Consider the following 25660-nt stretch of genomic DNA (forward strand, 5'->3'; position numbering starts at 1 on the left):
CATCACGATTCCTCGAGCCGGGCGCCTCGCCGCCAGACCGCGCGGGTGTCGAGGGTGGCGCCGATGTTCGCGGTCGGGTCGCCGTCGACGAGCAGGAGGTCGGCGCGGAGTCCCTCGGCGATGCGGCCCCGGTCGCCGAGGCCGAAGCGGCGGGCCGTGGTCGCCGTCGCGGCGCGCAGCGCCTGCGCGGGCGTCAGGCCGGCCGCGACCAGGTACTGCAGCTCCTGGTGGAGGCTGGCGCCGTGCGCCAAGCCGCCGAAGAAGGTCTCCGCCATGGAGGCGTCGGTGCCCGCCAGCACGTCCACGCCCGCAGCGGCCAGCGCGCGGACGGTCTCCAGGACGTCTTCGAGCTTGCCCTGCGGGTACCGGTTGTAGCTGGAGCGCAGGGTTTCTTCCCAGCCGGCGTCGAGGCGGCGGGCGACGCGGGGGTCGTCGGCGAGGGCGCTGCCGGTGATGCCCGTCATCGACGCGTCGAGGCAGACGCACGGCACGACGAACGTCCCCGCCTCGGCGATCAGATCGATGATCTCCTCGGTGTGCGGGCGGTCCATGAACACGTGGACGAGGCCGTCGACGCCGGCCTCGACGGCCATCCGGGTGGCGTCGAGGGTCAGGGCGTGCGCGACCGTGAGGGCGCCGTACTTCTTGGCCTCGGCGACCCCCGCGTTCAGCGTCGCCTGGTCGAGCATCGGCAGCCCGGGGTGCCCCTCGACGCTGCCGTCGTCGACCATGAACTTGATGTAGTCCGAGCCGCGGGCCAGGAGCTGCGGGACGTACGCGGCGGCTTGGTCCGGCGTGGTGGAGAACGGCATCAGCGGCATCACCGGCGGCAGGTCGCCGGCCGGCCGGAACCCTTCCGGCATGAGCTCGCTGGGGTGACCGCCGGGCGGCGTGATGGCGAAGCCGGAGGACCGGACGTCGGCGACCGTGTCGTCCTCGGTGATGTGCGCCCGGTTCTCGCGGGTGTTCATGCCCTGCATTTCCAGTTCGGTGGTGACGCCGAACCGCAGGGCCAGCGCCAGCGTGCCGGGACCGGAGTGGACGTGCGCGTCGATCAGCCCGGGCAGCAGGGTCGCGCCCCGGCCGTCGACGACCTCGGCGCCGGCGGGCACTTCGCCGCCGACCTGGCGGATCGTGCGGCCGTCGACGACGACGGTCCGCACTCCCAGCGGCTTCTCCCCGTCGAACACCCGGGCGCCGGTGATGGCGGTGGTGGCCATGGCGGCCTCACTCTCACTAGTAGTTACATACCTAATGCTATGCATATTAACGCTGGTATGCAAATGCGCCGGGTACTACGATCCACCAGGTGAGCGGTGACGACCTTCTGCTGGACCAGATCGGGCCGGCGCTGTCCCGGCTGCGCCGGCGCGCCCCGGCCACGGGCCGCGACCTGTCCCGCAACCTGGTGCTGAACGTGGTCGCCGACGCCCCGGGTGAAATGACCGTCGGCGGGCTCGCCGCCGAGATGGGCGTCGCGCAGCCGGTGGCCAGCCGGACGGTCGCGGCCTGCATCGCCGACGGCCTGCTGCGGCGGGCGGCGTCCCAGGCGGACGGCCGCCGGACGGTGCTGGAGCTGACCGATCGCGGCGAGGCCGAGCGGACCCGGTTCGCCGCCGAGCAGCGCGCCGCGTTCGAAGACATCACGGCCGGCTGGGCGCCGGAGGACCGTGCGCAGTTCGCGCGGTTGCTCGTGCGCTACACGACCGATGCCGGTGAGTGGTCCCGCCGGCGGGCGCCGAAGGACCGCTGAAGACCGCCGCGGCCGAGATCGGCCGCGGTCAACCGGTGGGCGGCCAGCACGGCCGCGAGGCCCTCTCGCAGATCCCGGATGAAGTACCCGGGAACCTCCAGCGACGGGAAATGCCCGCCGGCTTCGGGCGAATTCCAGCGGACGATCCGCCGATACTGTTCCCGCGCCCAGGGGAGTGGGCACTTCTCGATGTCGCGGGGGTACATGGTGATCGCGGCCGGGACGTCGACCCGGAGTCCCGGATCGAGCGAATTGTGGCTCTCGTAGTAGATGCGGGCCGCCGACGCGCCGGTTCGCGTCAGCCAATACAGGGTGACGTCGTCGAGGACGCGGTCGCGGGAAATCGTCTCGAACGGGCTGTCTTCGGTGTCGGACCACTCGGCGAACTTGTCCAGGATCCAGGCGAGCAGCCCGGTCGGCGAGTCGACGAGCGAGTACCCGATGGTCTGCGGCCGGGTCGCCTGCTGCTTCGCGTACGCCGCGCGGTGGTGCCAGAAATCGCGGGTTTCCTCGGCCCACCGGCGCTCGGCCGCGGTCAGCCCGTCCGTCGTCAGCCCGGGCGGTCCCGCCGCGAACGTCGTGTGGATGCCGAGGACGTGCGCCGGGAACCGGCCGCCGAGGACCGTCGTGATGTTGCCTCCCCAGTCGCCGCCGTGGGCGGCGAACTCGCGGTAACCGAGCCTTCCCATCAGGTCCACCCACGCGGCCGCGATCTTTTCGGTTCCCCACCCGGTGGTCGCCGGCTTGTCGCTGTAGCCGAAGCCGGGCAGCGAGGGAACCACCACGTGGAACGCCGGTGTGTCCGCGTCCTCCGGATCCGCCAGCTCGTCCACCACGTCGACGAACTCGGCGATGCTGCCCGGCCAGCCGTGGGTCAGGAGCAGCGGCGTGGCGTCCGCGCGCGCGGATCGGCGGTGCAGGAAGTGGATGCCCAGACCGTCGATGGCCGTGCGGAACTGGCCGATCCGGTCGAGACGCTCTTCGAACGACCGCCAGTCGTACCCCGTTCGCCAGTAGTGCACGAGCTCGGCGAGGTCGGCGAGCGGAACGCCCTGTCCCCATCGGCGGCGGCCGGACGCCGCGCGATCGACCGTCTCGGCCTCCGGCAGCCGTGCCGCGGCCAGCCGCGCGCGCAGGTCGTCGAGGTCGGCGTCGGCCGCGTGGGCTTCGAATGCCTGCACTTCGCTGGTCGGACGGGGCATGGGACCTCCTCGGTTGTCGCGGAGCCGAGAACCGGCTTAGACGGTTCTAACATTTCTTCCGGACGGGAAGCAACCTGCTAAGGTGGTTCCATGCGTGTCGAGTTCCCCGAATTCCGCCTCGGTACCGTGCTGGCGACCAGCTTCACGGGGACTTTGTCGGAGCGTCACGGCGACGCGGTGGAACGCATTCCCACGCCGGGCCGGCTGGCCGACTGGCTGGCGGTGTACGGCCTCGCCGTGGACGCCTGCACCCCCGCCCAGCTCGACCTCGCCCGGGAACTGCGGGAATCGATCCACGCCGCCGCGACGGCGGCCGCGAGCCAGGAGGCTCTCCCCGCGTCCGCTGTCCGGGTCATCAACGCCCGCAGCGCCCGGGGTGGGGCCGCGGCCGTCCTGACGCCCGAGGGCGAGCGGCGGTGGCAGCTCGGCTCGGCTTCCCCCGTGGAGGACGCCCTCGGCGTGATCGCCGCCGACGCGATCAGCATCATCGCGGGCGAACGAGACGGGAAACTGGCCTTGTGCGCCTCACCGACCTGCCGGGCCGCCTTCTTCGACACCAGCCAAAGCCGCACCCGCAAGTGGTGCGACATGAACACGTGCGGCAACCGCCAGAAGAAAGCCCGCTTCAACGCCAACCACCGCAAGAACCCCGGTTGAGCGGCACGGCGGCGTCCGGCCGTGGAGGATGGCCGGCATGACGTTGCCTGCCCTTCCCGACGAGTCCTTCCAGCGGGTGCTCTGCGTCGTCGCGCACCCCGACGACATGGAGTACGGCCCGTCCGCGGCCGTCGCCCGCTGGACCGCGCGCGGCATCGAGGTCGGGTACCTCCTGCTGACCCGCGGCGAGGCCGGCATGCCGAACCGGCCCGAGGAGACGGCGCGCCTGCGCGTCGCCGAGCAGCGGGCCGCCTGCGCCGCCGTCGGCGTCGAGCACCTGACCGTCCTCGAACACCCCGACGGCGTCCTCGCCTACGGCCTCGACCTGCGCCGGGACATCTGCCGGGAGATCCGCCGGTTCAAGCCCGACGTCGTCCTCGGCACCGCGTACGACATCGAGACGCCCTACGGCTTCGACCAGGCCGACCACCGGGCGGCCGGGCTCGCGACCCTCGACGCGGTCCGCGACGCGGGCAACCGCTGGGTCTTCCCGGAGCAGGTCGACGACGAGCACCTCGAACCGCATTCCGCGCGCTGGTTCATCATCCCGGGACTGGCCGGCTCCGGCGCGACGCACGGCGTCGAGGTCACGGGCGAGCCGCTGCGCCGCGGCGTCGCCTCCCTCGAGGCGCACGCCGCGTACCTGGCCGCGCTGCCGGACCACCCCGCGCCTGCGGACTTCATCCCGCGGTTCGCCGCGATGAGCGGAGAAGCCATGGGGGTCGAGCACGCGGTGCTGTTCCGTGCGCACGACCTGCAGGCGCCCCCGGACTTTTCCTCCTGAGCCGTCAGTTCGCCGGAGCGCGCGGTCCCCTCGAGCTGGACGGTGTTTTCCGCCGGGTAACCGGGGTGCTCCCGGACGAGGAGCGGCGAAGTCGCGGTGGTCGAGCACCCCGTGCTTTTCGTGCGTACGACCTGCAGGCTCCCCCTGACTTTCGTCCTGAGCTGCGGCCCACTGGCCGAGCTCGATCCTGCCGCGCGGGGACGGATCTCGGCGGGTCGCCCGCCCGGCCGGACCCAGCGGCGTGCGGCGTGTTTTCCGCCGGGGTCGCCGGGTAACCGGGGTGCTCCCGGACGAGGAGCGGCCATGGCGACCACCGAGACCGCGGGCGGTTCCCGCACGATCGAGCTGCGGGTCGACGGCACGGCGTACCGGCCGGCCGTCGATCCGCGGCGCACCCTGCTCGACCTGCTGCGGGAACAGCTCGGCGTGACCAGCCCGAAGAAGGGCTGCGACCACGGCCAGTGCGGCGCCTGCACGGTCCTGCTCGACGGCCGCCGCGTGCTCGCCTGCCTGGTGCTGGCCCTGACCTGCGACGGCGCCGAAGTCACCACCGCGGCCGGGCTCGCCGACGGTGACCACTTGCACCCGCTGCAGCAGGCGTTCCTGGAGCACGACGGCTTCCAGTGCGGCTACTGCACCCCCGGCCAGATCTGCTCCGCGGCCGGCCTGCTGGCCGAGTTCGACGCCGGGGCACCCAGCCACGTCACCGCGTCCGTCTCGGACACTCCACAGTGGACCGACGAGGAGATCGCCGAACGGATGAGCGGCAACCTCTGCCGCTGCGGAGCCTACGTCGGCATCGTCGCCGCGATCCGGCAGGCGGGAGAGGCGCGGTGAAGCCCTTCACCCTCGACCGGCCGGAGACCGCGGCCGACGCGGTCCGGGCCGTCGCGGCCGATCCCGCCGCGGTGTACCTGGCCGGCGGGACCAACCTGGTCGACCACCTCAAGCTGGGCGTCGCGGCGCCGGACCGGCTCGTCGACGTCAAGACGCTCACCTCCGCGGAGATCCGCGACCACGACGGCGGGCTGGCGATCGGCGCGGGCGTCCGCAACAGCGACCTCGCGGCCGACTCCCGGGTCCGGGCGCGGTTTCCGGTGCTGGCCGAGGCTCTGCTGTCGGGTGCGTCGGCGCAGCTGCGGAACATGGCGACCACGGGCGGGAACCCGTTGCAACGCACGCGCTGCGTGTACTTCCAGGACGTCACGACGCCGTGCAACAAGCGGTCGCCGGGCTCCGGCTGCTCGGCTCTGGGCGGCTACACCCGCCACCACGCGATCCTCGGCGCGTCCGAGCACTGCGTCGCCACCCACCCGTCGGACATGGCGGTGGCCCTGCTGGCGCTGGACGCCGGCGTGCACGTGCTCGGGCCCGAGGGAGAACGCGTCGTGCCGTTCGCCGACCTGCACCGCCTGCCGGGAGACCGGCCGGACCGCGACACCGTGCTCGGCCACGGCGACCTGATCACGCAGATCACGGTGCCCGCCGCGCCCTGGGCGCGCCGCTCGCGCTACCGCAAGGTGCGTGACCGCGCGTCCTACGCCTTCGCCCTCGTCTCGGTCGCCGCCGGAGTGTCTCTTGTGGATGGTGTGGTCGACGAGGTGCGGGTGGCGCTGGGCGGGGTCGCGCACAAGCCGTGGCGCGCCCACCGCGCCGAAGAGGTGCTGCGCGGTGCGCGGCCGTCCGCGGAGGTGTTCCGGGCGGCGGCCGACGCGGAACTCGCCGACGCCCGCGCGCTCGACGGCGTCGACGGGGGAAACGCTTTCAAGATCCCGCTCGTCCGGCGCACGCTCGCCGCGGTGCTGCGTGACCTGACCGACGAGCCGACCGCCGAGGAGCCGGGCCGATGACCGAACCCCTGGAGCCGGCCGCGATCGGCCGGTCGCACACCCGCCGCGACGGACCCGCGAAGGTCACCGGCACGGCGCCGTACGCCTTCGAGGTGCCGGTCGACGAGCCGCTGCACTGCCACCCCGTCCAGGCCACCATCGCGCGGGGCCGCTGCAGCCGGGTCGGCACCGTCGCGGCGGAATCCCTCGACGGCGTCGTGCGCGTGCTGACGCCGTTCACCGCCGAGCGGCTCGCCGACACCGAAGACGCCGAACTCGCCGTGCTGCAGGACCGCGAGATCCCGTTCCGCGGCCGGGTGATCGGGCTCGTGGTCGCGGAGACGTCCGAAACCGCACGGCACGCCGCGGAGCTAGTCGAGGTCGACTACGAAGAAGAGCCCGCCGACCTGACGCTGTCCGCCGAGCGCGACGACTTGTACAAGCCGGACAAGGTCAACCCGTCGTTCCCCACCGACACCGCGGAAGGCGACGTGGACGCCGCCTTCCGCGGCTCCGACGTCACGGTCGAGCAGACCTACACCACGGCGATGTACCACAACAACCCGCTCGAACCGCACACGACGACGGCGCTGTGGGAGAACGGGACGCTGACCCTGTGGGACTCCACGCAGGGGGTGCACCCGGTGCGGCAGACCGTCGCGAAGGTGTTAGGCCTGCCGGAGGACCGCGTCCGCGTGATCGGCCCGTACGTCGGCGGCGGGTTCGGCTCGAAGGGCACCGCGCACGCGAACGTCGTCCTCGCGGCGCTGGCCGCCCGTGCGGTGCCGGGCCGTCCGGTGCGGCTCGCCCTGACCCGGCAGCAGATGTTCGGCCTGACCGGCTACCGGACGCCCACGATCCAGCGGATGCGGCTCGGCGCCGGCCGGGACGGACGGCTGCGGGCCCTCGGGCTGGACGTCGTCGAGCAGACGTCGCGGATCAAGGAGTTCGCCGAGCAGACGGCGCTGCCCGCGCGGATGATGTACGCCGCCCCGAACCGCGCCACGACGCACCGGCTCGCCGCGCTCGACGTGCCCGTGCCGTCGTGGATGCGGGCGCCGGGGGAGTGCCCGGGCATGTTCGGTCCCGAAGTCGCGATGGACGAGCTCGCCGTCGCCCTCGGCATCGACCCGATCGACCTGCGCGTGCGCAACGAACCCGAGCGCGACCCCGACACCGGGAACCCGTTTTCCAGCCGCAACCTCGTCGCCTGCCTGCGGACCGGCGCGGAGAACTTCGGCTGGGCGGAACGGGATCCGCGACCGGGCGTCCGGCGCGACGGAGATTGGCTGGTCGGCACCGGTGTCGCGGCTTCGGTGTACCCAGCCAGGCGGTCGCCGGGTTCGACGGCGGTCGTGCGGTTCGAAGACGGCCGGTACGTCGTCGAGATCGGAGCCGCCGACATCGGCACGGGCACGTGGACGGTGCTGCCGCAGATCGCGGCCGACGTCCTGGGGGTGCCCGTCGAGCGGGTCGAGGCCCGGATCGGCGACACCGCCCACCCCACCGCCACGGTCGCCGGCGGCTCGACCGGGACGGCGTCCTGGGGCTCGGCCGTGGTCGCGGCCGCGCGGGCGTTCCGCGACAAGTACGGCACGGACCCGGAAGACGGCGCCGAAGCCGAGGCCGGCACGCCGGAGAACCCGGACGAGGAGCGGTACGCGATGTACGCCTTCGGCGCGCAGTTCGCCGAGGTGCGCGTCAACGCCGACACCGGGGAGATCCGGGTGCCGCGCCTGCACGGCACGTTCGCGGCGGGGCGGATCGTCAACCCGCTCACCGCGCGGTCGCAGCTCCTCGGCGGCATGACCATGGGCCTGTCCATGGCACTGCACGAGAACAGCGTGCTCGACCCGCGTTTCGGGCACGTCGTCAACCACGACCTGGCGGAGTACCACATCGCGGCCAACGCGGACGTCGGCGACCTGCGGGCGGACTGGCTCGACGAGCACGACCCGCACCTCAACCCCATGGGCAGCAAGGGGATCGGCGAGATCGGCATCGTCGGCACGGCGGCGGCGGTGGCCAACGCGGTGTTCCACGCGACGGGGGTGCGGGTGCGGGTCTTGCCGATCACCCTGGACAAGGTGCTGGCCGCCCTGCCGGACTGATGTTCGTGGCGGGGCGGGTCGTCGATCCGCTCACCGCGCGGTCGCGGCTTCTCGGCGCGGGATGACCATGGGGTTGTCCATGGCGTTGCATGATCTGCACCTGAACCCCATGGGCAGCAAGGGGATCGGCGAGATCGGCATCGTCGGCACGGCGGCGGCGGTGGCCAACGCGGTGTTCCACGCGACGGGGGTGCGGGTGCGGGACTTGCCGATCACCCTGGACAAGGTGCTGGCGGCCCTGCCGGACTGACGATCACCGCCCGGTCCGGCAGGGCCGGGCGGCTCACATCCGCAGCCACCCGATCGCCAGCGACACGACGAACGCCGCGACCATCAAGGTCAGCACGCCGATCACCACGAGCCAGGCCACCGGCATGGCCTTCGACGGCATCGGCTGCGGGTGCGACAACCCCGACGTCTGCGCGGAGTCCGGCGGCGTGCTGCCGGGCGGGACGCCGCCGCCGGGTTCCAGGTCGGGGGTGGCGGCGGGTTCCGGGTCCGGGGGCGTGGCCGTCCCGGGTTCGTCCTCGCGGCGGTTCCGGTCAGGCGACATCGAGCACCGTCTTCAGCCAGCCGGACTCGCGCCGGTCGAACGTCCGGTACGCGTCGATCGCCTTCGCCGGCTCTTCGTGCTGGGTGATGAAGGCCGTCGGGTCGACCGCGCCGGACGCGACGAGCTGCAGCAGCCGCGGCACGTACCGGCGGTGGTTGCAGTTGCCCGAGTGGATCGTGAGGTTCTTGTTCATCGCCGTGCCGAGCGGGAACCGGTCGAACCCCGGTGGGTAGACCCCGATGATGCCGATCGAGCCGGCCTTCGCGACGACGTCGACGGCCCAGCGCGCCGCCAGGCTCGGGGCGTTGCCCGGTACCCACTGGTCGCCGTCCGGCGCCGCGTCGGGCGCGGCGAGTTCGCGCTCGGGTTCGAGGTCCTCGCCCTGGCCGGCCGCCGGTCCGCGTGCCGGGCGCTGCGCGTCCACGCCGACGGCGTCGATCACGCGGTCCACCCCGATGCCCCCGGTCAGCTCCCGGACCACGGCCACCGGGTCCTCGGCGTTGAAGTCGACGGTCTCGGCGTTCTGCCCGCGGGCGAGGTCGAGGCGGGAGGCGATGCCGTCGACGGCGAAGACGCGGCCCGCGCCCTGGTGTTTCGCGGACGCGATGGCCAGCTGGCCGACGGCGCCGGCGCCGAGCACCAGGACGCTGTCGCCCCGGCCGACCTCGGCCAGCCGGGCGCCGAACCAGGCCGTGGGGAAGATGTCCGACACGAGGATCGCCTGGTCGTCCGTGACGGTGTCCGGGATGCGGACGAGCGTGGTCATCGCGAAGGGGATCCGCGCGTACTCGGCCTGCAGGCCGTCGACCGGGCCGGTGGTCTCGGGCCCGCCGAAGAAACTGGTGCCGGCGGCGGGACCGTTCGGGTTGGCCGTGTCGCACTGGGCGTAGTAGCCCGCGCGGCAGTACGAGCAGGTGCCGCAGCCGATCGTCGAGCACACGACGACCCGGTCGCCCGGGGTGAACCCCCGCACGGCGGGCCCGACCTCTTCGACGACGCCGACGGCCTCGTGGCCGAGCACGGTCCCGGGCACCATCCCCGGCATCGTCCCGCGGACGAGATGCAGGTCCGTCCCGCAGATCGCGCTGCGGGTGATCCGGATGACGGCGTCACTCGGCTCGAGGATCTTCGGGTCGGGCACTTCCTCGGCACGGATGTCCCCGACGCCGTGCCACACCACTGCCTTCACGGGTTCGCCTCCTCGGCTCGGTTGTCCCGGCCCGGTTGCCCCGTCGCCCGCCCCCGAAACGTCCGCGGCTGCCCGACAGCGCGGCACCTCGCCGGCACCTGCGCGACGATGGGGCCCGGCGGAGGTGACGCTCCGCCGGGTGGACGCCGGACGCAGAGGTGGCGAGCGGTGGACGGTCCGCGCCGTGAGCGGCTCTCGCGGCTGGTGAGTGAGCGGGCGCATGAGGGGGCCGGCTGGGCCGGGGTGGTGTGCGACGTCGTGGTGGCCGAGGTCGGGGTCGACGGTGCGGCGATCACCGGGCGGGACCGCGGACGCAGGACCTCGCCGCGGCGAGCGGCCCGTGGGTGGCGGGGCTCGAGGAACTGCAGTACACCGTCGGCGAGGGGCCCGGCGTCGAGGCTTTCGAAGCCGGTGACCCGGTTCTGGTGGGTGATCTGGGGGAGCAGCGGCACCGGTGGCCGGGGTTGTCCGACAGCGCGGTGCCCGCCGGAGCCGCGGCGCTCTTCGCCTTTCCGTTGCAGGCGGCCGCGCTCCGGCTGGGCACGCTGGCCCTCTACCGGCGGCGGGCCGGTGAGCTCGCGGAAGCGGAACTCGCCGACGCGCTGGTGCTGGCCGAGCTGGCCACGACCGCGCTGCTCGTCGACAGCGCCGGAGCGGCGGCCGCGGGAACGGAGCCGGCCGGGTTCTACGACGACGTCCACGTCGCCACCGGCATGCTGGCCACCGAGCTGCGGGTGAGCCTCGAAGACGCGCTGCTGCGGCTGCGGGCGCACGCATTCAGCCACCGCGTCCCGGTGACCGAGGTCGCCCGGGCCGTCGTGGCACGCCGGCTGCGGTTCGACACGTCGTCCGAGTGACGGTGGCTGGTCGTGCAGGTGGTGACCGATCGGACGCGTCCGCCGGGTCCGGCCCGCTCACGCCGCGTCCGGACAGGTCCTACTGCCCGACCTGGCCTGGCACGTTCGCCGGTGCGGCGCCAGAGGGCCTACGCACGCCACTCGTCGTGCCAGTCCGGGTGGGCCTCGTAGGCCGAGGCGATCAGCCGCACCGACGCGTCGTCGTGCCCGTCCCGGATCTCGCGCCTGAGGAACTCCGCCTTCTCCGGGAACGGCACCGGCACGCGGTCCTCCATCGCTTCGACCGGTCCGGCGGCCAGCAGCAGCCCGTCGCCTTCGCGGGCGCGCATGATCCGAAGCCGTCCACGCCGTTCCGCTTCGTCGAGCAGCGGCAGCTTTCCTTCGCGCACGCGGTTTTCGTCTTCGGTGAGCCGGGCCAGGACGAACTCGTCCAGCGCGGCCACGGTGGTGTCGTCGAGGTTCTCCATCGTCGGCGGTTACCCGCCCGCGGGGCCGGGCACACGTCGCGGCGCTGGGCGAGGACGCGGTCGACGACCTTGCGCATCACCCCGGCGTCGTGGGTGTCCACATCGGACCTCCGTTTCCGGAGGATGCTCAGGATGTCGTGCCGGTCGGTGTGCCCGCCTGGTCGGGCAGTGCCTGCGCGGCCAGGTGAAAACGAGGGCCTCCGCGGCCGGGAGGTGTAGGCCCGCGCGCACCGGGTAGCCGGACGAAAAGACCCTCCGGAAAGGAGAAGAACCATGACCACCGCCCGGGACATCATGACGTCGGGTGCCACCTGCGCCCGCGAGTCCGACACGGTGCACGACGCGGCGCAGATCCTGGCCAGGGAAGGTGTCGGTGCCCTGCCGATCTGCGGTGAGGACAACCGGCTCAAGGGCATGCTGACCGACCGCGACATCGTGGTGAAGGTGCTCGCCGAGGGCAAGGACCCCCGTGCGGTGCACGTCGGCGAGCTGGCCCAGGGCGAAGCCGTGACGATCGGCGCGGACGACGACGCCCAGGAGATCCTGCGGACGATGACCGAGCACCAGGTCCGCCGGCTGCCGGTGATCGACGGCCACGAGCTCGTCGGGGTGGTGGCGCAGGCCGACGTCGCGAGGGCGTTGCCGAACCCGCAGGCCGGCGAACTCGTCGAAGCGCTCTCGTTCGGGTAGGCGAGCACGATGCTGAAGATGGACCCCGACGCGGCCGGCACCATCGTCACGATGGTCCGGCAGGCGGGCGCCGCCCCGGAAGGCGGGTTGCGGATCCACGCGCTCGCCGGTGCGACCCCGCAGCAGCCCGGTGTGACGGCGTCGGTGTCGGCGACCCCGACCGACACCGACACGGTCTTCGTGGACGACGACACCGGCGCCCGGGTGTTCGCCGACCAGGCGACGGCCGACGTCGTGGACGGCCGGACGCTGGTTCTGGCGCCGGGCGGCGGAGAACAGCCCGCGTTCGGCGTGGAGTGAAGAACTGACGTGGAGGGCCTCCGGGCGGAGGCCCTCCGTCGCCCGAGCACAGACGGGAAGGTGGGCCGTGGAGACCGATGCGCTGCTCCAGAGCCTCACCCGGGTCGTGACCGCGCTCGACGGTCACGGCATCCGGTTCGCGGTCGCCGGCGGCCTGGCGGTCTACGCGCGGGGCGGGCCGCCCTCGGACCACGACGTCGACCTGTTCCTCAAGGCCGAGGACGCCCGGCGCGCGTCCGAACTGCTCGTCGACGCCGGCCTGCGAGCCGTCGAGCCGCCGGAGGACTGGCTCACCAAGGTCTACGACGGTGACCGCCTCGTGGACCTGATCTTCCGGCCCAACCACCGGCCGGTGACCGACGCGCTGCTCGACCGCGCCGCACTGATGCGGATCGGCCCGACCGCCGCGCCGGTCGTCTCCGGCACCGACCTGCTCGTCGACAAGCTGCTCGTGCTCGACCCGCACCGGTGCGACTTCGGTCCGCTGCTGCGGATCGCGCGTGACCTCCGGGAGCAGGTCGACTGGGCCGAGGTCGCGGTCACCACCGCCGGCTCGCCGTACGCGGCCGCGTTCCTTTCGCTGCTCACCCGGCTGTCCGTGATCGACCCGATCGGGGGAATCATGACCGAAACCCGCCAGTACCTGATCGCCCGGCTGACCCGGGCGCTCGCCGAAGACCCCCGCACCGCCGAGCTCGGCGTCCACGTGACGGTGCGCGGCGAGCACGTCCACCTCACCGGCGAGGTCACCTGCCCGGCGCGCAAGGCCGACGTCGACGCCGTCGTGTGCGAGCTGGTGGGCCGGGAGCTGGTGCACAACGACCTGCGGGTGGCCGACGTGCGGGAACCGGGTGCGGCCGAGGAGCTGGGCCGATGAGGATCGCCGCGGTCGGGGACGTGCACCTCGGAGAAGACTCGCGGGGGTCGCTGCGCCCCGTGCTCGAGAACGTCGGCGAGCACGCCGACATCCTGCTGCTGGCCGGTGACCTCACCCGGCACGGCACGCCCGAAGAGGCGGCGGTCGTCGCCGGCGAGTTCGGCGGCCTCGACGTCCCGGTCGTCACGGTGCTGGGCAACCACGACCACCACAGCGACGCCGCGGACCGGGTCGCCGGCCTGCTGACGGACGCCGGGATCACGGTCCTGGAAGGGACTTCGGCGCGGTTCACCCTCGGCGGGCGGAGTCTCGGCGTGGCCGGGGTCAAGGGCTTCGGCGGTGGTTTCGCGGGCAAGTGCGCGAGCCGGTTCGGGGAGCGGGAGATGAAGGACTTCGTCGAGCACACCATGGCGTCGGCCGCGTCGCTGCGGCACGCGCTGCTGGAGCTGGACACCGATGTCGTCGTCGCGCTGACCCACTACTCGCCGGTCGACGGCACGCTCCACGGAGAGCCGCCGGAGATCCACCCCTTCCTGGGGTCCTACCTGCTGTGCGAGCCGATCGACGAGGTCGGCGCCGACCTGGCCCTGCACGGCCACGCGCACTTCGGCTGCGAGCAGGGGATCACGCCGGGCGGGGTGCGGGTGCGCAACGTCGCGCAGCCGGTGATCCGGAAGGCCTACGCGGTCTACGCCTTCGAACCGGCGGCGGTGCGCTGAGCCGCTCGGCGGAGGGAGGTGGCGCGATGACCGACCCGGACGACGACCGGAACCGGGCCGCGCTCGACGGCGAGCCGGGCCCGCTCGCCGGGCAGTTCGCGGAGCTGACCGCGCGGCTGCTGGACGCGGCCACCGTCGGCGAAGTCCTCGAGCAGGTCGTGAGGGCCGCCCGTCATACGGTGCCCGGGGCCGACCTGGTGTCGGTGACCCTCCGGTCCCCGCGAGGGAAGTACTTCACCCCGGTCGAGACGGATCCCGTGGCCACCGAGCTGGACCGGGTGCAGTACGAAACCGGGGAAGGTCCTTGCCTGGAGGCGTCCCGCGAGGACGGCCCGGGCCACGTCCACAGCGACGACCTCGCGGCGGAGCCGGCGTGGCCGCGCTTCGGCCCGCGCGCGGCGGAACACGGGTTCAAGGCGGTCCTGTCGACCGCGCTGTACCCCTTCGCCGCGCCCGAACACCAAAGCGGCGCGCTGAACATCTACGCCCGCGGGACGGCGGTGCTCGACGACCGGGCGCGGGACACGGCGCTGTTGCCGGCCACGCACGCTTCCCTGGCCCTGGCGGGAGTCTCGGCCCGCACGCGGGCCGAGCTGGAGGCGGAGAACCTGCGCCGCGCGATCGACAGCCGTGACGTCATCGGGCAGGCGAAGGGCATTTTGATGCAGCGCCGGGGGATCGGGGCCGACGAGGCGTTCGACCTCCTGCGCCGGACTTCCCAGCAGCTCAACGTGAAGCTGGCCGAGCTGGCGCACACCCTCGCGACTCGCCATGCGGAGATCGATCTGCCGCGCGCCGGCCGGGAGTGATCCGGCGGGGCCCGTCACGGCGCCGGGGTGACCCACGAATTCGGGCGGCACACCGCGCCGTCCGGGTGGACCCGCGCGGCCGCGCCGGGGTCGGACTGGTTGAGCTGCGCCAGGTACGTGTTGGACAGGCCGAACGTCTGCTGCATCATCACCGGGGCCGGCGCGCCAGGGGCGGGGCAGCCGACGTGCGTGTGGCCGAGGGCGTGGCCCACCTCGTGGTTGATCGCGTAGCGGTGGTAGCCCGCCAGGTCGCCGTCGAAGGAGTGGGCGCCGCGCAGCCAGCGGGCCAGGTTCACCACGACCCGGTGCCGCTTGCGCAGGTAGCACGAGGAGTCGTACGGGATGGCGAAGCCGCAGAGGTCCGGGCGCCGGCTCGTGCCGGGGCTGGTGAGGCCGATCCGGACGTCGGGCTCGGCGTCCGTCCCGTCGACGCGCCGGAACGACACGTCGCCGAGCCCGGTCCAGCCGCGCGGATCCGCGAGGATCGCGTCGACGTCCGCGGCGAACGACGGGACGTCGACGCCGTCCTCGACCTCCACGGTGTAGGTCAGCTGCCGCGCGGCGGTGCCCGCGACGGTGCCGGTCGCGCCGGGCACGACGTGCCACGTGCCGGCTCCCGACGGCGTGACCGGGACGCCGCTGGGCAGCTCGGCGGGTTCCGCCGGTGCCGGGACGACGGCCGGGCGCGGGCGGCTGACCTGTTTCGGGAACGGGGTCCCCGCGACCACCCGGGGCGTGACCGCGAACGGCATCAGCAGCATGGCCACCGCGAGCAGGATGGCGAACGCGAGCAGCCCCGGCTGCCACCACGCGGCGGACGCGACCCGAGGCGGATCCGCGACGACCGGGTCGGCCGCGGCGACGGGCTCGGCCGCGACGACGGGCTCGGCCGCGACGACGGGCTCGGCCGGGACGATCTGCGACCGGACGGCCTGCGACGGGACAGCCTGCGGCGGGACGGCCTGCGGCGGGACGGGCCGGGGGCGAGGCTGCGGCAGCCAGTCGGCCCGGTGGCCGTCGCTCCGGACCGGGAGCTGGTCAGTACGCAAGGCCCACGCTCGCACAAGCCGGCGCGGGGGCGCTCTCGGACCGGGGGTAGGCGACCGTCGCCGGGTCGCCGTCCGACGTGTACCGGCGTCCCGTCGGGGACGCGAGGACGTCGAGCCAGTGCGTGGAACCGTAGTTCGCGTCCGTCCCGGTCGACTGGGACCGGATCCGCGGGATCGCCACGGGGTCGAAATCCTGCGAGCACGGCGAAGGCGCAGGCCCCGCTCCGACCAGCAGGACGCCGCCGTAGGAGTAGCCCGCTCCCCGCAGCGCGAGCTCGCGGTGGCGAGGCTGTGCCCCGTACGGCAAAGCCAGGGTGGCCGGCTGGTAGCCGGGCACCGCTTGCCGGATCAGGCCGTCGCCTTCGACGATCGCGGCCGTCGCCGCGCTTTCGGTCGCACTGCGCAGGTTCGTGTGCCGCCGGGTGTGGTTCCCGATCTCGAAGTGGTGCTCGGCGAGCCAGCGCAACGCGCGTTCGTCGCCGCCGAACGGGCTCTCGTTGACGTACAGGCTGGCGACGGGCCGGAAGGCGGGGTGCGCGGCCGCGACGTCGAGCAGGATCCGCACGGCGGTGCCCGGTGCGGGCTGCCCCTGGGGAGTGAGGGTGAAGACGCTGGGGTCGCCGTCGTCGAAGGTCAGGACCACGGGGTGCGCGCCGGCCGGCAGGTCCAGCCGCCGGGCCACCAGGTCGGCGGTCGTGACGGGGACGTAGTTCTCGGCGGCCAGCCGTTCCAGCTCCGCGGTGAAGTCCGCCGGGGTGCGCTCGTAGACCGATTTCGGCCGGTCGGTGATGCGGTGGTACATCAGCACCGGCACGCGGCCGAGCTCGTCCGCGCCGAGACCGCGCGCGGTCTCGGCGGTGACGCGGGCGGGCGCCGCCGCTGGTACCGGACGCGGTGCCGCCGCCGGTGCGGCCGGAGGCGGTGGGGTCCCGCAGGCGGAGGCGGCGAGAACGGCGGCGCACCCGGCCGCCAGCCGGAAAAGGGAACGCATGCCGGAAGTGTGCGACCGCGCCCGCCGCGGCGCGTGCGGGCCCACCGGGTCGGGTGACGGCGCTTTCCGCTGGCACAGCGCGAAAATCCCCGTTTCCCCTGGTCGGAGCCTCGGGTCCGGGGCAGGCTCCGGCACGATGCGGTGATCGTCGCCGCCGGGGTTTGCCAAAAGATCACCGCGGGTATTCCCTTTGCTGGCCCCGGATCCGCGCTCGGCAGCCGGCGCGGAGGGCAGCCCGAAGGAGTCCCGCATGCGCAATCTCAGTCGTCGTCTCCTGCTCACCACCGCACTGGCGGGTCTGGCCGGAAGTGCCTGTGGTGCCCAGCGAAGGGAGCGGGCCCTCGCGGTGCCGGTGACGGCTTCCCCCGTCGCCGTGGCACCGGCGCCACCCCCGCCGAACCCGCTGGAAAAGAGCCTGCTCGTCGGGTTCTGCGGCGCCCCGGGCGCGAAAGCCCTCGGCCGGATGACCGGCGATCTCACGGCCGCGAGCGACGAGCTGCGACGCCGCATCGCGACCTTCCCGCCGGGGCGGCCGGTCACCCCGGTCGTCGAGCTGATCGCCACGACCGTGCACCGCACGCCGGGCGCGGACGGCATGTACCGGAGCCGCTGCGAGGACGAGACGGTGCGGGACTACCTCGACGCCGCCCGGGCGATGAACGGCCTGCTGCTGCTGAACATCCAGCCCGGTCGCGCCGACTTCCTCCCCGAAGTGCGGGCGTACGAGCGCTGGCTGACCGAGCCGGACGTCGGCGTCGCGCTCGACCCGGAATGGGCCGTGGAACCGGGGGTGGTGCCGGGCAAGAAGTTCGGCCGCACCGACGGATCCGAGCTCGACGAGGTCGCCCGGTACCTCGCCGGCCTCGCCGTGGCGCACCGGCTGCCCGCGAAGGTCATGGTGTACCACCAGGTCGCGTCGTCGGTGGTGCGGGACGAGGCCCTGCTGCTGCCGCACACCGGGGTGTCGCCGGTGAAGGTGGTCGACGGCATCGGCTCGGCTGCGGCGAAGAAGGCGACCTGGAAGACGCTCATGACGACCAAGCCCGGCCACGTGCGGCCCGGGTTCAAGCTGTTCTTCGACGAGGACACCCGCCGTGGCGCCGCCCTGATGACCCCGGCCGAAGTGCTGGCCTTGCCGCCGACGCCGGCGTACGTGGTTTACGAATAGTCGTGGCCCAGCGAAAAGGCCGGTGCGGAGAGTCTCCGCACCGGCCTTTTCGCCGTTCCCGGCCGGGCTCAGCCGGCGGGGATGATGTGCGGTCCGCCGAGGAGGTCGTTCACGAGCGAGGACAGGCTGAGCAGCAGCCGCTGGACCAGGGCGTTGAGCAGGTCCGTCACCGACGGCAGCCCTTGGCGGGCCTCGACCCGGGTGGCCAGCTCGTCGACGCCCTTCCGGGCTTCGGTGTTCTCCTGCCGGGCGGTCGCCGCCGTGTCGCGGGCATCGGCCTGGATGGTGTACCGCTTGCCCTGCGCCAGGTCGGTGAGCAGGGGGTCGAGCCGGGCGAGCGTGGCCTGCGTGCCGGGGACGTCCCCGTGATCCGCGCGGGCGGCCAGTCCGTCACGCAGCGCCTGCACCTCGGCGGCCGCGCTGGTGGTGCTGGACGATCCGCTGCCGCCGGGGCCGCCGGCCAGTGCGACGCCCGAACCGGCCACGCTCACGAACGCCGCGGTGAGGATCATCGCGAACGTACGGATCAATCGTTTCTTCATGTCGTACTCCTCGGGAATGACGATGCGGACGCGATTATGGTGAGCGCCTGACGAGAATGACGCCAGTAGACGCCGGAACCGCCCGGTCGCCGGTGAATCCGGACGGTGTGCGGCACTCGCGGCGCCGCCGGACAAACATCGAGTTCGCGTGAAACGGGAACTCGGCGACACGCGGCTGTGATCACCGAGTGTATGCGCGACCCTCTTTCGGGGGAGTGCAACGGGGAATTCGACTGAATTCAGGCGGATTTTCTCACGCGGGGTGCGACAGCGGCGGGGTGTCGTCGTCCGGGCCTAGTTCACTCGTTCGTGAAGTTTGATCTTGAAAATACGGGGTACCCATGCCCATTTATCTGTCGCCGGAAAGCCACTCTTAAGAAGGCTACGTCGGAAAACCACTTCTTGCACGGCGAATGTGACGCTAATCTGGGCGCCGGTCGAAACCGGCTCACCGCCGGTGGATGGCCTCCTCGGTGCCGGGACCTGACACGACGGCGCCCGCCGGATGGCACCAAAAGAAGAACGTCCCGGCGCTGAACAGCGCCGGGACGTTCTTCGTGAAGAGGAGTGGGGAATACGTGCTGGCCGTTTCGCCCGGCGGAAGCCGTGCTCAGGCGCCCGGCGGGTTCCGGCGCGGCTCGGCCGGCGGGTACGCGTTCGCGGGCGGCGTCCCCGCGCCCGCGGCCGGGTATCCCGCCATGGCCCCGGTCTTCGGGCCGCGCCGGACCAGCCCCGCGAGCCCGAGCAGGCCGATGAGCCCGAGCAGGCCCCACAAGCCGTTGTCCCCGTCGTCGTCCCGCGTGGTGTCCCGGTTCGTGCCGTCGTCCGGGTCGTCCGCCTGGTGCGCGATCGTGACGGGTGCCGGGGCGGGAGCGGAAGCGGCGGGTGTCGCGCCGGCCAGGGCGATGGCGGCGGATGCGGCGCACCCGCAGATCAGTGTCCGTGCTGTGCGGTTCATCGGGAACGGTCCTTCCTTCGAGCGGTGGATGGTCGACCACCTGCGTTTTCCCGAAGACCCCGGGGTTCACACCAGCCGTCACGGGAACGGGCGAATCCGCTCCTTCCCGGCCCCGGTTCCCGGCACTGTCGCGCCTTTTGTAAGATGTTCCCCGGTTCAAGCAAGAGCCGTGGAAGGGCATGCCGCGCGTGCACGACCGCCCCCGGCCGTTCTTCCCTTTCGTGCCGTTGCGCGCCCATTCATGGAAAGAGTGTCCCACTGACGTGGGCCCGGGGGAGAAATGAACCGTCATCTCGAGGTCGCGCCGGTCGGCGCGGCATTTACGGCACGTCTCGTCTGCATGACCGGCGATCGCCTGATCCACCCGGCCGATCGCCGCAACGACCTCGCGCGGATCGTCGTGCGCTGGGCCCGGTACTGGGTCCCGGAAACCTGGTCGGCCCGCCAGTACTTCACCGCGCTGGGGATCGGCGACGACGAGAACCCTTGCTACGCTGACGAAGACGTCTCCGGCTGGCGGCTCCTGGAGCCTCGGCCGGACTCGCTGGCGTGGCGCGTCCGGTCCGGGGAAATCGACGTCACGACCGCACTCACCGCGGAAGCCGAGGCCTGGCCCGGATAACACCGGTAGAAGGAGCAGCCCTGCGCCGTCTTGGTGGGCGCAGGGCTCTTCGGCGTGCGCGTTTCCCTGGGGCCGCAAAGCTCCACATTGTTGTGCGGTTCCGCAATATCTTGTGGCACGAAGAGAACTGGACTAACTCGATCGGACCACACCCGGCCCGGTCAGCGGGTCGCGGCACCCACACGATGGGGGCACGAAGTGGAAATGTGCGCCGGAACACCAGTACTTTTTCCTCACTGAGGCGGAACACACCTTCACTGCCGCCCTGTTCGACGCAATCGTCAACGATCGTCACCATGTCAGCACCGTCATTCGAGGAGTCAAACCCATGCTGAAGAAGATCGGCTTCGTCACGGCCGCCATGGCCGCCGGCGCGTTCGTGGCCGGTGGCGTCGCCGCCGCCGACACCCCCGACGGCCACCACTGGAACCACCACCACGGCGGCTACGACCACAGCGGCCAGGTCGGCCTGCTGAACCTGAACAACACCGACCTGCTGCACAACGTCAACGTCACCCCGGGCATCTGCGGCAACGACGTGAACGTCCTCGGCGTGCAGGTGCCGATCCGCGACTCGCTCAACGGCATCGGCGTGCCGATCCTGTCGCCGGGCGCGTCCGAGGCCAGCGGCGAGTCCCCCTACAACTGCGCTTCCGGCGCGGTGGTCGACGGCGGGACGAGCCAGGACAACTGAGCTTCCACGCCGACGCCGCCCGCTGTGTGTGCGGAAGCCGGCCGAGGCGTGGGATCCGGCGATTCGCGCCGACGTCGTACCGCGTGCCCGGAACCCGGAGCGAGCCGCACACTCCGGTTCCGGGTCCCGGGCACGTCGCGACGCCGAGCGACGCCGGCACGGGTGGGACCGGTCGCGCGACTGGAGAGTGCACCGGTCCCACCCGGCGTGACCGCACCATAACCGAGATCTTCGGGCCCGGCGATCGGAAGCCGGACCCGATCGCCCCGCCGACGTCCGGCGGGGTCTTTTCCTAGGAGTCATTTCTCGTGATCAAGCAGCTCGGCTTCGTCGCCACCGCCCTTGCCGCCGGCATGGCGATCATCGGCGGCTCGGCCTCCGCGACCAGCCTCACCGTCGCGGGACACCCGATCGACCACAACGACCAGGTCGGTCTCGGCAACGTGCAGAACCTCGACGCGGTGCACAACCTCAACGTGGTCGGCGGTGTCTGCGACAACAACGTCAACGTGCTGGGCGTCCAGGTCCCGGTGCGCGACGTCGCCGAGGGGGTCGGTGTCCCGGTCCTGTCGCCGGGTGAGCACGACGCCGAAGGCGAGACGCCGTACAACTGCGCCGCGGGCGACATCCAGGACGGCGGGACCGTCCAGGACAACTGACCGGTTCCGGTCCGGGCCGCCGCGCGGATTGCCCCCCGCGCGGCGGCTTCACGTCTTGTCGAGCCGGTGCACGGCCACCTCGCGCCCCACGAGGAGCGCGGCCGCCGCGACCGGGACCGCCACCAGCGCGCCGACGACCCCGAGCAGCTCGAACCCGACCAGCACCGCGACGACGGTGACGAGCGCCGGGATCCGGACCGCGCGGCCGACGATCTTCGGCAGCAGCAGGTAGTCCTCGAGCAGCCGGTACCCGACGAAGAACCCGGCGGTGGCCAGGCAGACCGGCACGGACACGGTGAGCGCGACGAGACTGCTCCCCACCCCGGCCGCGATCGACCCCGCCACGGGCACCAGGTCGAGCACGGCGACGAGCAGGGCGAGCACCAGCGGATAGGGCACCCCGAAGCTCCAGAACCAGACGAGCGACGTCACGCCGGCGACCAGCGACACCACGACGTTGCCGAACAAGTAGGCGCCCACCTTCTTGAAGACGGCGTCCCCGATCAGGATCACCCGCGGCCGCCGTGATCGCGGCGCCAGCCGGTACAGCGCCGTGCGCACCCGCGGGAAGTCGGCCACGAGGTACGCGGTGAGCACCACGACGATCACGGTGTCCCCCAGCAACCCGGCGATCCCGGTGGCCACGTCGGCGAGCTCGATCGAGCGCACCGCGGCCTCGAGGTCGAGCTTGTCGTTGAGCGAGCCCAGGAAAGTACCGCGGTCGTGCAGCTGCGCGAGGTAGCGCGGGGCCTGGTCCGTCAGCCGCCCGGCCTGGTCGGCCAGGGGAACGGCGACCGCCGCGACGGTGCCGCCGAGGACGGCCAGCACGCCCGTGACGACCACCGTCGCCGCGAGCGCCCGCGGCATCCGGCGCGCGAGCCGGCCGGTGATGGGTTCCAGTCCCACGGCGATGAACAGGGCGACGCCGATCAAAAGCAGCAGGTGCGCCGCCGCCAGCACGACTTCGACCACCCCGACCGTGACGGCCACGCCCGCGGCGGCGGCCATCCCGACGAAGAACGGCGAGCGCCGGTCGAGCGGCCGTCCCGGCGAGCCCAGCGGGCGGTCGTGGTCTTCGGCCGCCGCGGCCTCGGCCTCCCCGACGGCGTGGCCGGCGCGGTGCGCCCCTCGTCCCCTCGTCGTGTGCATGAGGCGGGGCTACCCGTTGGGGTGCACCGAAATCCACTCGATCCGGCGAGCGGGGAAGTCATGCTTCCCGGTGACTCGGGGTCGCCCGCGTTGCCGAACCCGGCGCCGGCGTCGAAGTATTGAGCATGAGCCCCAGGAGTCTCTCGCTCGTTCCGGTGATCACCGTCCTGCTCGCCTTCGGGCTCTGCCCGGTCGCGTCGGCCGCCGGCGCGCCACGGTTGCTGCTCAACCAGGACTTCCCCGACCCCGACATCGTGAAGACGGACACGGGCTACTCCGCCTTTTCCACGAGCACCGGATCGGTGAAGATCCCGGTCGCCGGTGCCCCGGCGGCGGAAGGCCCGTGGCGCGTCACGGGGGACGCGCTGGCGGCCGTGCCGTCGTGGGCCAAGCCCGACGGCGGGTTCTGGGCCCCGGACGTCACCCGGCTGGCCGACGGCACGTTCGTGCTGTACTTCTCCGCGGTGGTCGCCGCAGGCGGGGAGATGTGCGTCGGCGCCGCCACGGCGGCGAAACCCGAAGGCCCGTACACGCCGGTCGGGGAGCAGCCGGTCGTCTGCGTGCCGGGCGACAGTGGCGACATCGACCCGCAGGCCTTCGTCGACGCCGACGGAACCCGTTACCTGCTCTACAAGAGCGACGGCACGCCCACCGGTGCCCCGGCGGCGATCTGGTCGCAGAAGGTGGGTCCCGACGGCCGTACCCCGGTGGGCGCCCGCGTGGAACTGCTGCGGGCCGACCTCAACGCGGAGAAGGCCGTCGTCGAGGCGCCGTCGATGGTCAAGACGTCGACGCGCTACCTCCTCTTCTATTCCGCCGACACGTTCCAGAGTTCCGGCTACCACACGAGTTACGCCTCGGCTCCGACGGCGAACGGCGCCTTCGTCAAGGCGGACGCCCAGTTCCTTTCCACCGAACTGCTCGGCGGGAAGGCCGACGCGCCGGGCGGTGCGGACGTCGTCGACGGCCACATCTTCTTCCACGGCTGGCTCGGCGGTGGCCGCACGGCGCGGGGGCTGTACGAGCTGCCCATCAGCTTCCCCGGCGACGTCCCGCAGCTCGGCTGAACGAGCGAAGTGTCCGTCGTGCCCGGTGGGGAGGTCCCGGAGTGAGCGCGCTGCGGTTCTTCGCGGGCGCCGCTGTCACCCACCCGGGTAGCGCTTCGGTTGACCGTCCGGAGGCGGGCTATCCCCGGTGGGTGAAGTCCCTGCGGTGACGAGGAAGCGAGGAGCGCCATGACGGCGTGGTGGGGTTTGGCGGGGTTGGCCGGCCTGCTCGGTCTTTTCGGGCTGGTCCGGATCCGGGGTCGGCGGACGCGGGCGCCGGCGGGGGATCCGCTCGCCCGGTACCCCGCCGCGCGGGAGCCGGCCGTTCCGAACGCCGACGCCGCGCACACGCCGCTGATGACGCCCGCGATCACGCCCCGGATGCTCGCGACTGCCGCGCCGAGGCCGGCGCCGCCTCCGCGCGTGGTTCCGGAGAAACCCGCGGAGCCGGATCCGGCCGCGTCCGGAACCCTCGCCGGTGAGATCCCGGCGGACCGGGTCGAGCGGGTGGCGCCCGCCGTCGCGTCACCGAAACATGCTGCCGCTGCACCGGAACCCGCTGTACCGGAACCCGCCGCCGCTGCACCGGAACCGGCTGCCGCGGCACCGAAGCCCGTTGCCGTTGCACCGGAACCGGCTGCCGCGGCACCGCAACCTGCTGTCGCGGCACCGGAACCCCTGTCCGTGGCAACGGAACCCGTGCCCGTGGTCCCAGAACCCGCTGCCGCGGCAGCAGAACCCGCTGCCGCGGCAGCAGAACCCGGTGCCGTGGCACCAGAACCTGCTGCCGCGGCACCGGAACCCGTCGTCGCGGCAGCGGAACCGCGGCCTGCGCGGGAGATGCGGGAAGGACCGTCCACATCGGCCGGTGCGTCCGCGGAACCACGCCGGGGGAAGCACCGGGGCACCCGGCCCGTGGTCCGGTCGCTGGCCCGGAAAGCGAAATCGTTTCTCCGCCATCGAACGGGTTAGCAGTTCCCAAGAAATCGTGGGTTCGGGTGTCCCGAATGGGTGCCATGGCACAAGAAAGGTACCGAAACCGGGGTATGTTCTTCCCCGAGCAGAAATTCTGCCTTCGATGTCGATCTCGTGACTCGATTCCAGTTCGGCATCGTCCGCTTGGAAAGGATCACCAGAGCTATGACTGAATTCCGTCGATTGGCCGTCGCCGCCGCGATGACGGTGCCGCTTTCGGTGCTGACGGCCGGGGTTTCCTCCGCCGGCATCGCCGACGGCCCCGATGAGTTCGGTGTCACCGAAACCTCCGGGACCTACGCCGGTATCGGCGGAGCCGGAACGTACGAGAGCTTTTCCGGCTCGGCCGACGATGGCGATTGGTGGTGGTCGGAGGAAAGCGCCACCACCGCCGGTCCGCTGGGTGCCGCGGTCGTGCATTCCGGGGAAGCCGGTTCCGACGACGAGGACGAGGCCTGGTCGGACGACGACCGCGCCGGCCGTCCGGCGGTGGCGCACGGCAAGCGCCACGTGGCTGTGAACGAGTCCGTCAGCCCGCCGCTGCGGCGGCACGTGCACAGCTTGCCCGCGCACACCTACAGCCGGCCGAGCCACGACACCGGCGACGTCGGCTACGTCGAGACCACGAAGACGGCCGACCTGGCGGGCGCGAGCTCGTCGCACGTCGCGAGCCACGCCGGCCACGACTACGCGGTCTACCACTCGAGCGACCTTTCGGCCGGCCCCGAGGGCGCCGTTTCCGAGGGCGTGAAGGCCGTCGCGGTGCCCGAGTTCGCCGGCTACGACAAGTGGTACACCGCGGCCGGCGCGACCGGCGCGGTCGCGCACGAGGTGAGCTCGGTGGCCGACGCGACCGACGACGACTGGGACGCGACCGACAACGACTGGGACGCGACCGACGACGGCTGGCACTCGCACCACACCCACTACCGGCACTGAATGACTGTGGGCCGGGCCGCTGCGGCGGCCCGGCCCCCGACCCGCAGCAGCGGTGCGGGGCCCAGGCGGCG

28 protein-coding genes and 2 pseudogenes are annotated in these 25660 nt (G+C 72.6%); 19 read left to right on the top strand and 11 right to left on the bottom strand.

What is annotated here, in order from left to right:
- Nucleotides 1–2 precede the first annotated feature (2 nt).
- Nucleotides 3–1220, bottom strand: a complete 1218-nt coding sequence (locus tag AB0M83_RS33050) for an amidohydrolase family protein (RefSeq protein WP_364522969.1) — start codon at nucleotides 1218–1220, stop codon at nucleotides 3–5.
- An 89-nt stretch (nucleotides 1221–1309) separates the two neighbouring features.
- Between AB0M83_RS33050 and AB0M83_RS33055 the strand changes: the two genes are divergently transcribed.
- On the top strand, nucleotides 1310–1753 hold the full coding sequence (locus tag AB0M83_RS33055) for a MarR family winged helix-turn-helix transcriptional regulator (RefSeq protein ID WP_364522971.1): 444 nt from the start codon (nucleotides 1310–1312) through the stop codon (nucleotides 1751–1753).
- On the opposite strand, the gene AB0M83_RS33060 is transcribed toward AB0M83_RS33055, so the two are convergent.
- Nucleotides 1699–2955, bottom strand: coding sequence for an epoxide hydrolase family protein (locus AB0M83_RS33060; RefSeq protein WP_364522973.1), 1257 nt, complete (start codon nucleotides 2953–2955; stop codon nucleotides 1699–1701). The two genes, AB0M83_RS33055 and AB0M83_RS33060, sit on opposite strands and share 55 nt — an antisense overlap.
- Before the next feature lie 90 nt (nucleotides 2956–3045).
- On the opposite strand from AB0M83_RS33060, the gene AB0M83_RS33065 reads away from it, so the two are divergent.
- The 6 genes and pseudogenes from AB0M83_RS33065 to AB0M83_RS33090 form a co-directional block, all read left to right on the top strand.
- Nucleotides 3046–3612: a CGNR zinc finger domain-containing protein gene (locus tag AB0M83_RS33065; RefSeq protein ID WP_364522975.1), complete on the top strand. Its 567-nt coding sequence runs from the start codon at nucleotides 3046–3048 to the stop codon at nucleotides 3610–3612.
- Between the two features lie 28 nt (nucleotides 3613–3640).
- Nucleotides 3641–4396 (top strand): PIG-L deacetylase family protein, encoded by a 756-nt coding sequence (locus AB0M83_RS33070; protein WP_364522977.1) that lies wholly within the window; start codon nucleotides 3641–3643, stop codon nucleotides 4394–4396.
- A 303-nt stretch (nucleotides 4397–4699) separates the two neighbouring features.
- Nucleotides 4700–5233, top strand: coding sequence for a 2Fe-2S iron-sulfur cluster-binding protein (locus tag AB0M83_RS33075; protein ID WP_364522979.1), 534 nt, complete (start codon nucleotides 4700–4702; stop codon nucleotides 5231–5233).
- Complete coding sequence (locus tag AB0M83_RS33080) at nucleotides 5230–6246, top strand: xanthine dehydrogenase family protein subunit M (protein WP_364522981.1); 1017 nt, start codon at nucleotides 5230–5232, stop codon at nucleotides 6244–6246. The genes AB0M83_RS33075 and AB0M83_RS33080 overlap by 4 nt, the downstream gene beginning before the upstream one ends.
- Nucleotides 6243–8336 carry a xanthine dehydrogenase family protein molybdopterin-binding subunit gene (locus AB0M83_RS33085; protein WP_364522983.1) on the top strand — a complete coding sequence of 698 codons (2094 nt, stop codon included), beginning with the start codon at nucleotides 6243–6245 and terminating at the stop codon, nucleotides 8334–8336. Before AB0M83_RS33080 ends, AB0M83_RS33085 begins: the two co-directional genes overlap by 4 nt.
- A pseudogene (locus AB0M83_RS33090) lies at nucleotides 8330–8586 on the top strand (xanthine dehydrogenase family protein molybdopterin-binding subunit); the annotation flags it as partial. The gene AB0M83_RS33085 and the pseudogene AB0M83_RS33090, both read left to right, overlap by 7 nt.
- 33 nt (nucleotides 8587–8619) lie before the next feature.
- Here the strand turns inward: AB0M83_RS33090 and AB0M83_RS33095 are convergent.
- A complete protein-coding gene (locus tag AB0M83_RS33095) occupies nucleotides 8620–8889 on the bottom strand; it encodes a DUF6480 family protein (protein WP_364522985.1) in 270 nt (89 codons plus the stop codon).
- Nucleotides 8879–10078: a zinc-dependent alcohol dehydrogenase gene (locus AB0M83_RS33100; protein ID WP_364522987.1), complete on the bottom strand. Its 1200-nt coding sequence runs from the start codon at nucleotides 10076–10078 to the stop codon at nucleotides 8879–8881. Before AB0M83_RS33100 ends, AB0M83_RS33095 begins: the two co-directional genes overlap by 11 nt.
- Nucleotides 10079–10422: 344 nt before the next feature.
- Here AB0M83_RS33100 and AB0M83_RS33105 point away from each other — a divergent pair, with 344 nt between their 5' ends.
- The gene (locus AB0M83_RS33105; RefSeq protein ID WP_364522989.1) at nucleotides 10423–10935 is read left to right on the top strand and encodes a GAF and ANTAR domain-containing protein; all 513 of its coding nucleotides are present in this window, start codon (nucleotides 10423–10425) and stop codon (nucleotides 10933–10935) included.
- A gap of 128 nt (nucleotides 10936–11063) precedes the next feature.
- Here the strand turns inward: AB0M83_RS33105 and AB0M83_RS33110 are convergent, their stop codons facing one another.
- Together AB0M83_RS33110 and AB0M83_RS33115 are read right to left on the bottom strand one after the other, a co-directional pair.
- Complete coding sequence (locus AB0M83_RS33110) at nucleotides 11064–11402, bottom strand: hypothetical protein (protein WP_364522991.1); 339 nt, start codon at nucleotides 11400–11402, stop codon at nucleotides 11064–11066.
- A gap of 47 nt (nucleotides 11403–11449) precedes the next feature.
- A pseudogene (locus AB0M83_RS33115) lies at nucleotides 11450–11698 on the bottom strand (DUF3140 domain-containing protein); the annotation flags it as partial.
- Between AB0M83_RS33115 and AB0M83_RS33120 the strand changes: the two are divergent.
- The 5 genes from AB0M83_RS33120 to AB0M83_RS33140 all read left to right on the top strand — a co-directional run bounded on the left by AB0M83_RS33120 (nucleotide 11676) and on the right by AB0M83_RS33140 (nucleotide 14797).
- Nucleotides 11676–12092 carry a CBS domain-containing protein gene (locus AB0M83_RS33120; protein ID WP_364522993.1) on the top strand — a complete coding sequence of 139 codons (417 nt, stop codon included), beginning with the start codon at nucleotides 11676–11678 and terminating at the stop codon, nucleotides 12090–12092. The pseudogene AB0M83_RS33115 and the gene AB0M83_RS33120 overlap by 23 nt on opposite strands.
- A gap of 9 nt (nucleotides 12093–12101) precedes the next feature.
- Complete coding sequence (locus AB0M83_RS33125; protein ID WP_364522995.1) at nucleotides 12102–12392, top strand: hypothetical protein; 291 nt, start codon at nucleotides 12102–12104, stop codon at nucleotides 12390–12392.
- 67 nt (nucleotides 12393–12459) lie between these two features.
- Nucleotides 12460–13269, top strand: a complete 810-nt coding sequence (locus AB0M83_RS33130; RefSeq protein ID WP_364522997.1) for a hypothetical protein — start codon at nucleotides 12460–12462, stop codon at nucleotides 13267–13269.
- On the top strand, nucleotides 13266–13988 hold the full coding sequence (locus AB0M83_RS33135) for a metallophosphoesterase (RefSeq protein ID WP_364522999.1): 723 nt from the start codon (nucleotides 13266–13268) through the stop codon (nucleotides 13986–13988). Before AB0M83_RS33130 ends, AB0M83_RS33135 begins: the two co-directional genes overlap by 4 nt.
- Before the next feature lie 26 nt (nucleotides 13989–14014).
- Nucleotides 14015–14797 (top strand): GAF and ANTAR domain-containing protein, encoded by a 783-nt coding sequence (locus AB0M83_RS33140; protein ID WP_364523001.1) that lies wholly within the window; start codon nucleotides 14015–14017, stop codon nucleotides 14795–14797.
- A gap of 14 nt (nucleotides 14798–14811) precedes the next feature.
- Here the strand turns inward: AB0M83_RS33140 and AB0M83_RS33145 are convergent, their stop codons facing one another.
- Both AB0M83_RS33145 and AB0M83_RS33150 read right to left on the bottom strand, forming a co-directional pair.
- Nucleotides 14812–15846 (bottom strand): DUF3152 domain-containing protein, encoded by a 1035-nt coding sequence (locus AB0M83_RS33145; RefSeq protein WP_364523003.1) that lies wholly within the window; start codon nucleotides 15844–15846, stop codon nucleotides 14812–14814.
- Nucleotides 15836–16837 (bottom strand): polysaccharide deacetylase family protein, encoded by a 1002-nt coding sequence (locus AB0M83_RS33150; RefSeq protein WP_364523005.1) that lies wholly within the window; start codon nucleotides 16835–16837, stop codon nucleotides 15836–15838. The genes AB0M83_RS33145 and AB0M83_RS33150 overlap by 11 nt, the downstream gene beginning before the upstream one ends.
- A 250-nt stretch (nucleotides 16838–17087) precedes the next feature.
- Between AB0M83_RS33150 and AB0M83_RS33155 the strand changes: the two genes are divergently transcribed.
- Nucleotides 17088–18005, top strand: a complete 918-nt coding sequence (locus tag AB0M83_RS33155; RefSeq protein ID WP_364523007.1) for a hypothetical protein — start codon at nucleotides 17088–17090, stop codon at nucleotides 18003–18005.
- A 68-nt stretch (nucleotides 18006–18073) separates the two neighbouring features.
- On the opposite strand, the gene AB0M83_RS33160 is transcribed toward AB0M83_RS33155, so the two are convergent.
- Both AB0M83_RS33160 and AB0M83_RS33165 read right to left on the bottom strand, forming a co-directional pair.
- Nucleotides 18074–18547, bottom strand: coding sequence for a hypothetical protein (locus tag AB0M83_RS33160; RefSeq protein WP_364523009.1), 474 nt, complete (start codon nucleotides 18545–18547; stop codon nucleotides 18074–18076).
- Nucleotides 18548–19157: 610 nt separating this feature from the next.
- The gene (locus tag AB0M83_RS33165) at nucleotides 19158–19505 is read right to left on the bottom strand and encodes a WGxxGxxG family protein (protein ID WP_364523011.1); all 348 of its coding nucleotides are present in this window, start codon (nucleotides 19503–19505) and stop codon (nucleotides 19158–19160) included.
- 280 nt (nucleotides 19506–19785) lie between these two features.
- Here AB0M83_RS33165 and AB0M83_RS33170 point away from each other — a divergent pair, with 280 nt between their 5' ends.
- The 3 genes from AB0M83_RS33170 to AB0M83_RS33180 all read left to right on the top strand — a co-directional run bounded on the left by AB0M83_RS33170 (nucleotide 19786) and on the right by AB0M83_RS33180 (nucleotide 21480).
- Entirely contained in the window at nucleotides 19786–20127 is a 342-nt protein-coding gene (locus tag AB0M83_RS33170; protein ID WP_364523013.1) for a hypothetical protein, read from the top strand.
- Nucleotides 20128–20455: 328 nt separating this feature from the next.
- On the top strand, nucleotides 20456–20821 hold the full coding sequence (locus AB0M83_RS33175) for a hypothetical protein (RefSeq protein WP_364523015.1): 366 nt from the start codon (nucleotides 20456–20458) through the stop codon (nucleotides 20819–20821).
- 308 nt (nucleotides 20822–21129) lie between these two features.
- Nucleotides 21130–21480 carry a hypothetical protein gene (locus AB0M83_RS33180; protein ID WP_364523017.1) on the top strand — a complete coding sequence of 117 codons (351 nt, stop codon included), beginning with the start codon at nucleotides 21130–21132 and terminating at the stop codon, nucleotides 21478–21480.
- 48 nt (nucleotides 21481–21528) lie between these two features.
- On the opposite strand, the gene AB0M83_RS33185 is transcribed toward AB0M83_RS33180, so the two are convergent.
- Entirely contained in the window at nucleotides 21529–22629 is a 1101-nt protein-coding gene (locus tag AB0M83_RS33185) for an AI-2E family transporter (RefSeq protein ID WP_364523019.1), read from the bottom strand.
- A gap of 125 nt (nucleotides 22630–22754) precedes the next feature.
- Here AB0M83_RS33185 and AB0M83_RS33190 point away from each other — a divergent pair, with 125 nt between their 5' ends.
- Both AB0M83_RS33190 and AB0M83_RS33195 read left to right on the top strand, forming a co-directional pair.
- Nucleotides 22755–23696, top strand: coding sequence for a glycoside hydrolase family 43 protein (locus tag AB0M83_RS33190; protein ID WP_364523021.1), 942 nt, complete (start codon nucleotides 22755–22757; stop codon nucleotides 23694–23696).
- A gap of 1119 nt (nucleotides 23697–24815) precedes the next feature.
- Nucleotides 24816–25589, top strand: coding sequence for a hypothetical protein (locus tag AB0M83_RS33195; RefSeq protein WP_364523023.1), 774 nt, complete (start codon nucleotides 24816–24818; stop codon nucleotides 25587–25589).
- Nucleotides 25590–25660 lie beyond the last annotated feature (71 nt).

Source organism: Amycolatopsis sp. NPDC051106, from assembly GCF_040682775.1.
Taxonomy (GTDB): Bacteria; Actinomycetota; Actinomycetes; order Mycobacteriales; family Pseudonocardiaceae; genus Amycolatopsis.

Excerpts from the sequence above, each read along its gene's own strand:
- AB0M83_RS33050 (WP_364522969.1), bottom strand. The coding sequence starts at position 1,220 with ATGGCCACCACCGCCATCACCGGCGCCCGGGTGTTCGACGGGGAGAAG.
- AB0M83_RS33060 (WP_364522973.1), bottom strand. The coding sequence starts at position 2,955 with ATGCCCCGTCCGACCAGCGAAGTGCAGGCATTCGAAGCCCACGCGGCC.
- AB0M83_RS33065 (WP_364522975.1), top strand. The coding sequence starts at position 3,046 with ATGCGTGTCGAGTTCCCCGAATTCCGCCTCGGTACCGTGCTGGCGACC.
- AB0M83_RS33070 (WP_364522977.1), top strand. The coding sequence starts at position 3,641 with ATGGCCGGCATGACGTTGCCTGCCCTTCCCGACGAGTCCTTCCAGCGG.
- AB0M83_RS33075 (WP_364522979.1), top strand. The coding sequence starts at position 4,700 with ATGGCGACCACCGAGACCGCGGGCGGTTCCCGCACGATCGAGCTGCGG.
- AB0M83_RS33085 (WP_364522983.1), top strand. The coding sequence starts at position 6,243 with ATGACCGAACCCCTGGAGCCGGCCGCGATCGGCCGGTCGCACACCCGC.
- AB0M83_RS33095 (WP_364522985.1), bottom strand. The coding sequence starts at position 8,889 with ATGTCGCCTGACCGGAACCGCCGCGAGGACGAACCCGGGACGGCCACG.
- AB0M83_RS33110 (WP_364522991.1), bottom strand. The coding sequence starts at position 11,402 with ATGGAGAACCTCGACGACACCACCGTGGCCGCGCTGGACGAGTTCGTC.
- AB0M83_RS33120 (WP_364522993.1), top strand. The coding sequence starts at position 11,676 with ATGACCACCGCCCGGGACATCATGACGTCGGGTGCCACCTGCGCCCGC.
- AB0M83_RS33125 (WP_364522995.1), top strand. The coding sequence starts at position 12,102 with ATGCTGAAGATGGACCCCGACGCGGCCGGCACCATCGTCACGATGGTC.
- AB0M83_RS33135 (WP_364522999.1), top strand. The coding sequence starts at position 13,266 with ATGAGGATCGCCGCGGTCGGGGACGTGCACCTCGGAGAAGACTCGCGG.
- AB0M83_RS33140 (WP_364523001.1), top strand. The coding sequence starts at position 14,015 with ATGACCGACCCGGACGACGACCGGAACCGGGCCGCGCTCGACGGCGAG.
- AB0M83_RS33150 (WP_364523005.1), bottom strand. The coding sequence starts at position 16,837 with ATGCGTTCCCTTTTCCGGCTGGCGGCCGGGTGCGCCGCCGTTCTCGCC.
- AB0M83_RS33155 (WP_364523007.1), top strand. The coding sequence starts at position 17,088 with ATGCGCAATCTCAGTCGTCGTCTCCTGCTCACCACCGCACTGGCGGGT.
- AB0M83_RS33160 (WP_364523009.1), bottom strand. The coding sequence starts at position 18,547 with ATGAAGAAACGATTGATCCGTACGTTCGCGATGATCCTCACCGCGGCG.
- AB0M83_RS33165 (WP_364523011.1), bottom strand. The coding sequence starts at position 19,505 with ATGAACCGCACAGCACGGACACTGATCTGCGGGTGCGCCGCATCCGCC.
- AB0M83_RS33170 (WP_364523013.1), top strand. The coding sequence starts at position 19,786 with ATGAACCGTCATCTCGAGGTCGCGCCGGTCGGCGCGGCATTTACGGCA.
- AB0M83_RS33175 (WP_364523015.1), top strand. The coding sequence starts at position 20,456 with ATGCTGAAGAAGATCGGCTTCGTCACGGCCGCCATGGCCGCCGGCGCG.
- AB0M83_RS33185 (WP_364523019.1), bottom strand. The coding sequence starts at position 22,629 with ATGCACACGACGAGGGGACGAGGGGCGCACCGCGCCGGCCACGCCGTC.
- AB0M83_RS33190 (WP_364523021.1), top strand. The coding sequence starts at position 22,755 with ATGAGCCCCAGGAGTCTCTCGCTCGTTCCGGTGATCACCGTCCTGCTC.
- AB0M83_RS33195 (WP_364523023.1), top strand. The coding sequence starts at position 24,816 with ATGACTGAATTCCGTCGATTGGCCGTCGCCGCCGCGATGACGGTGCCG.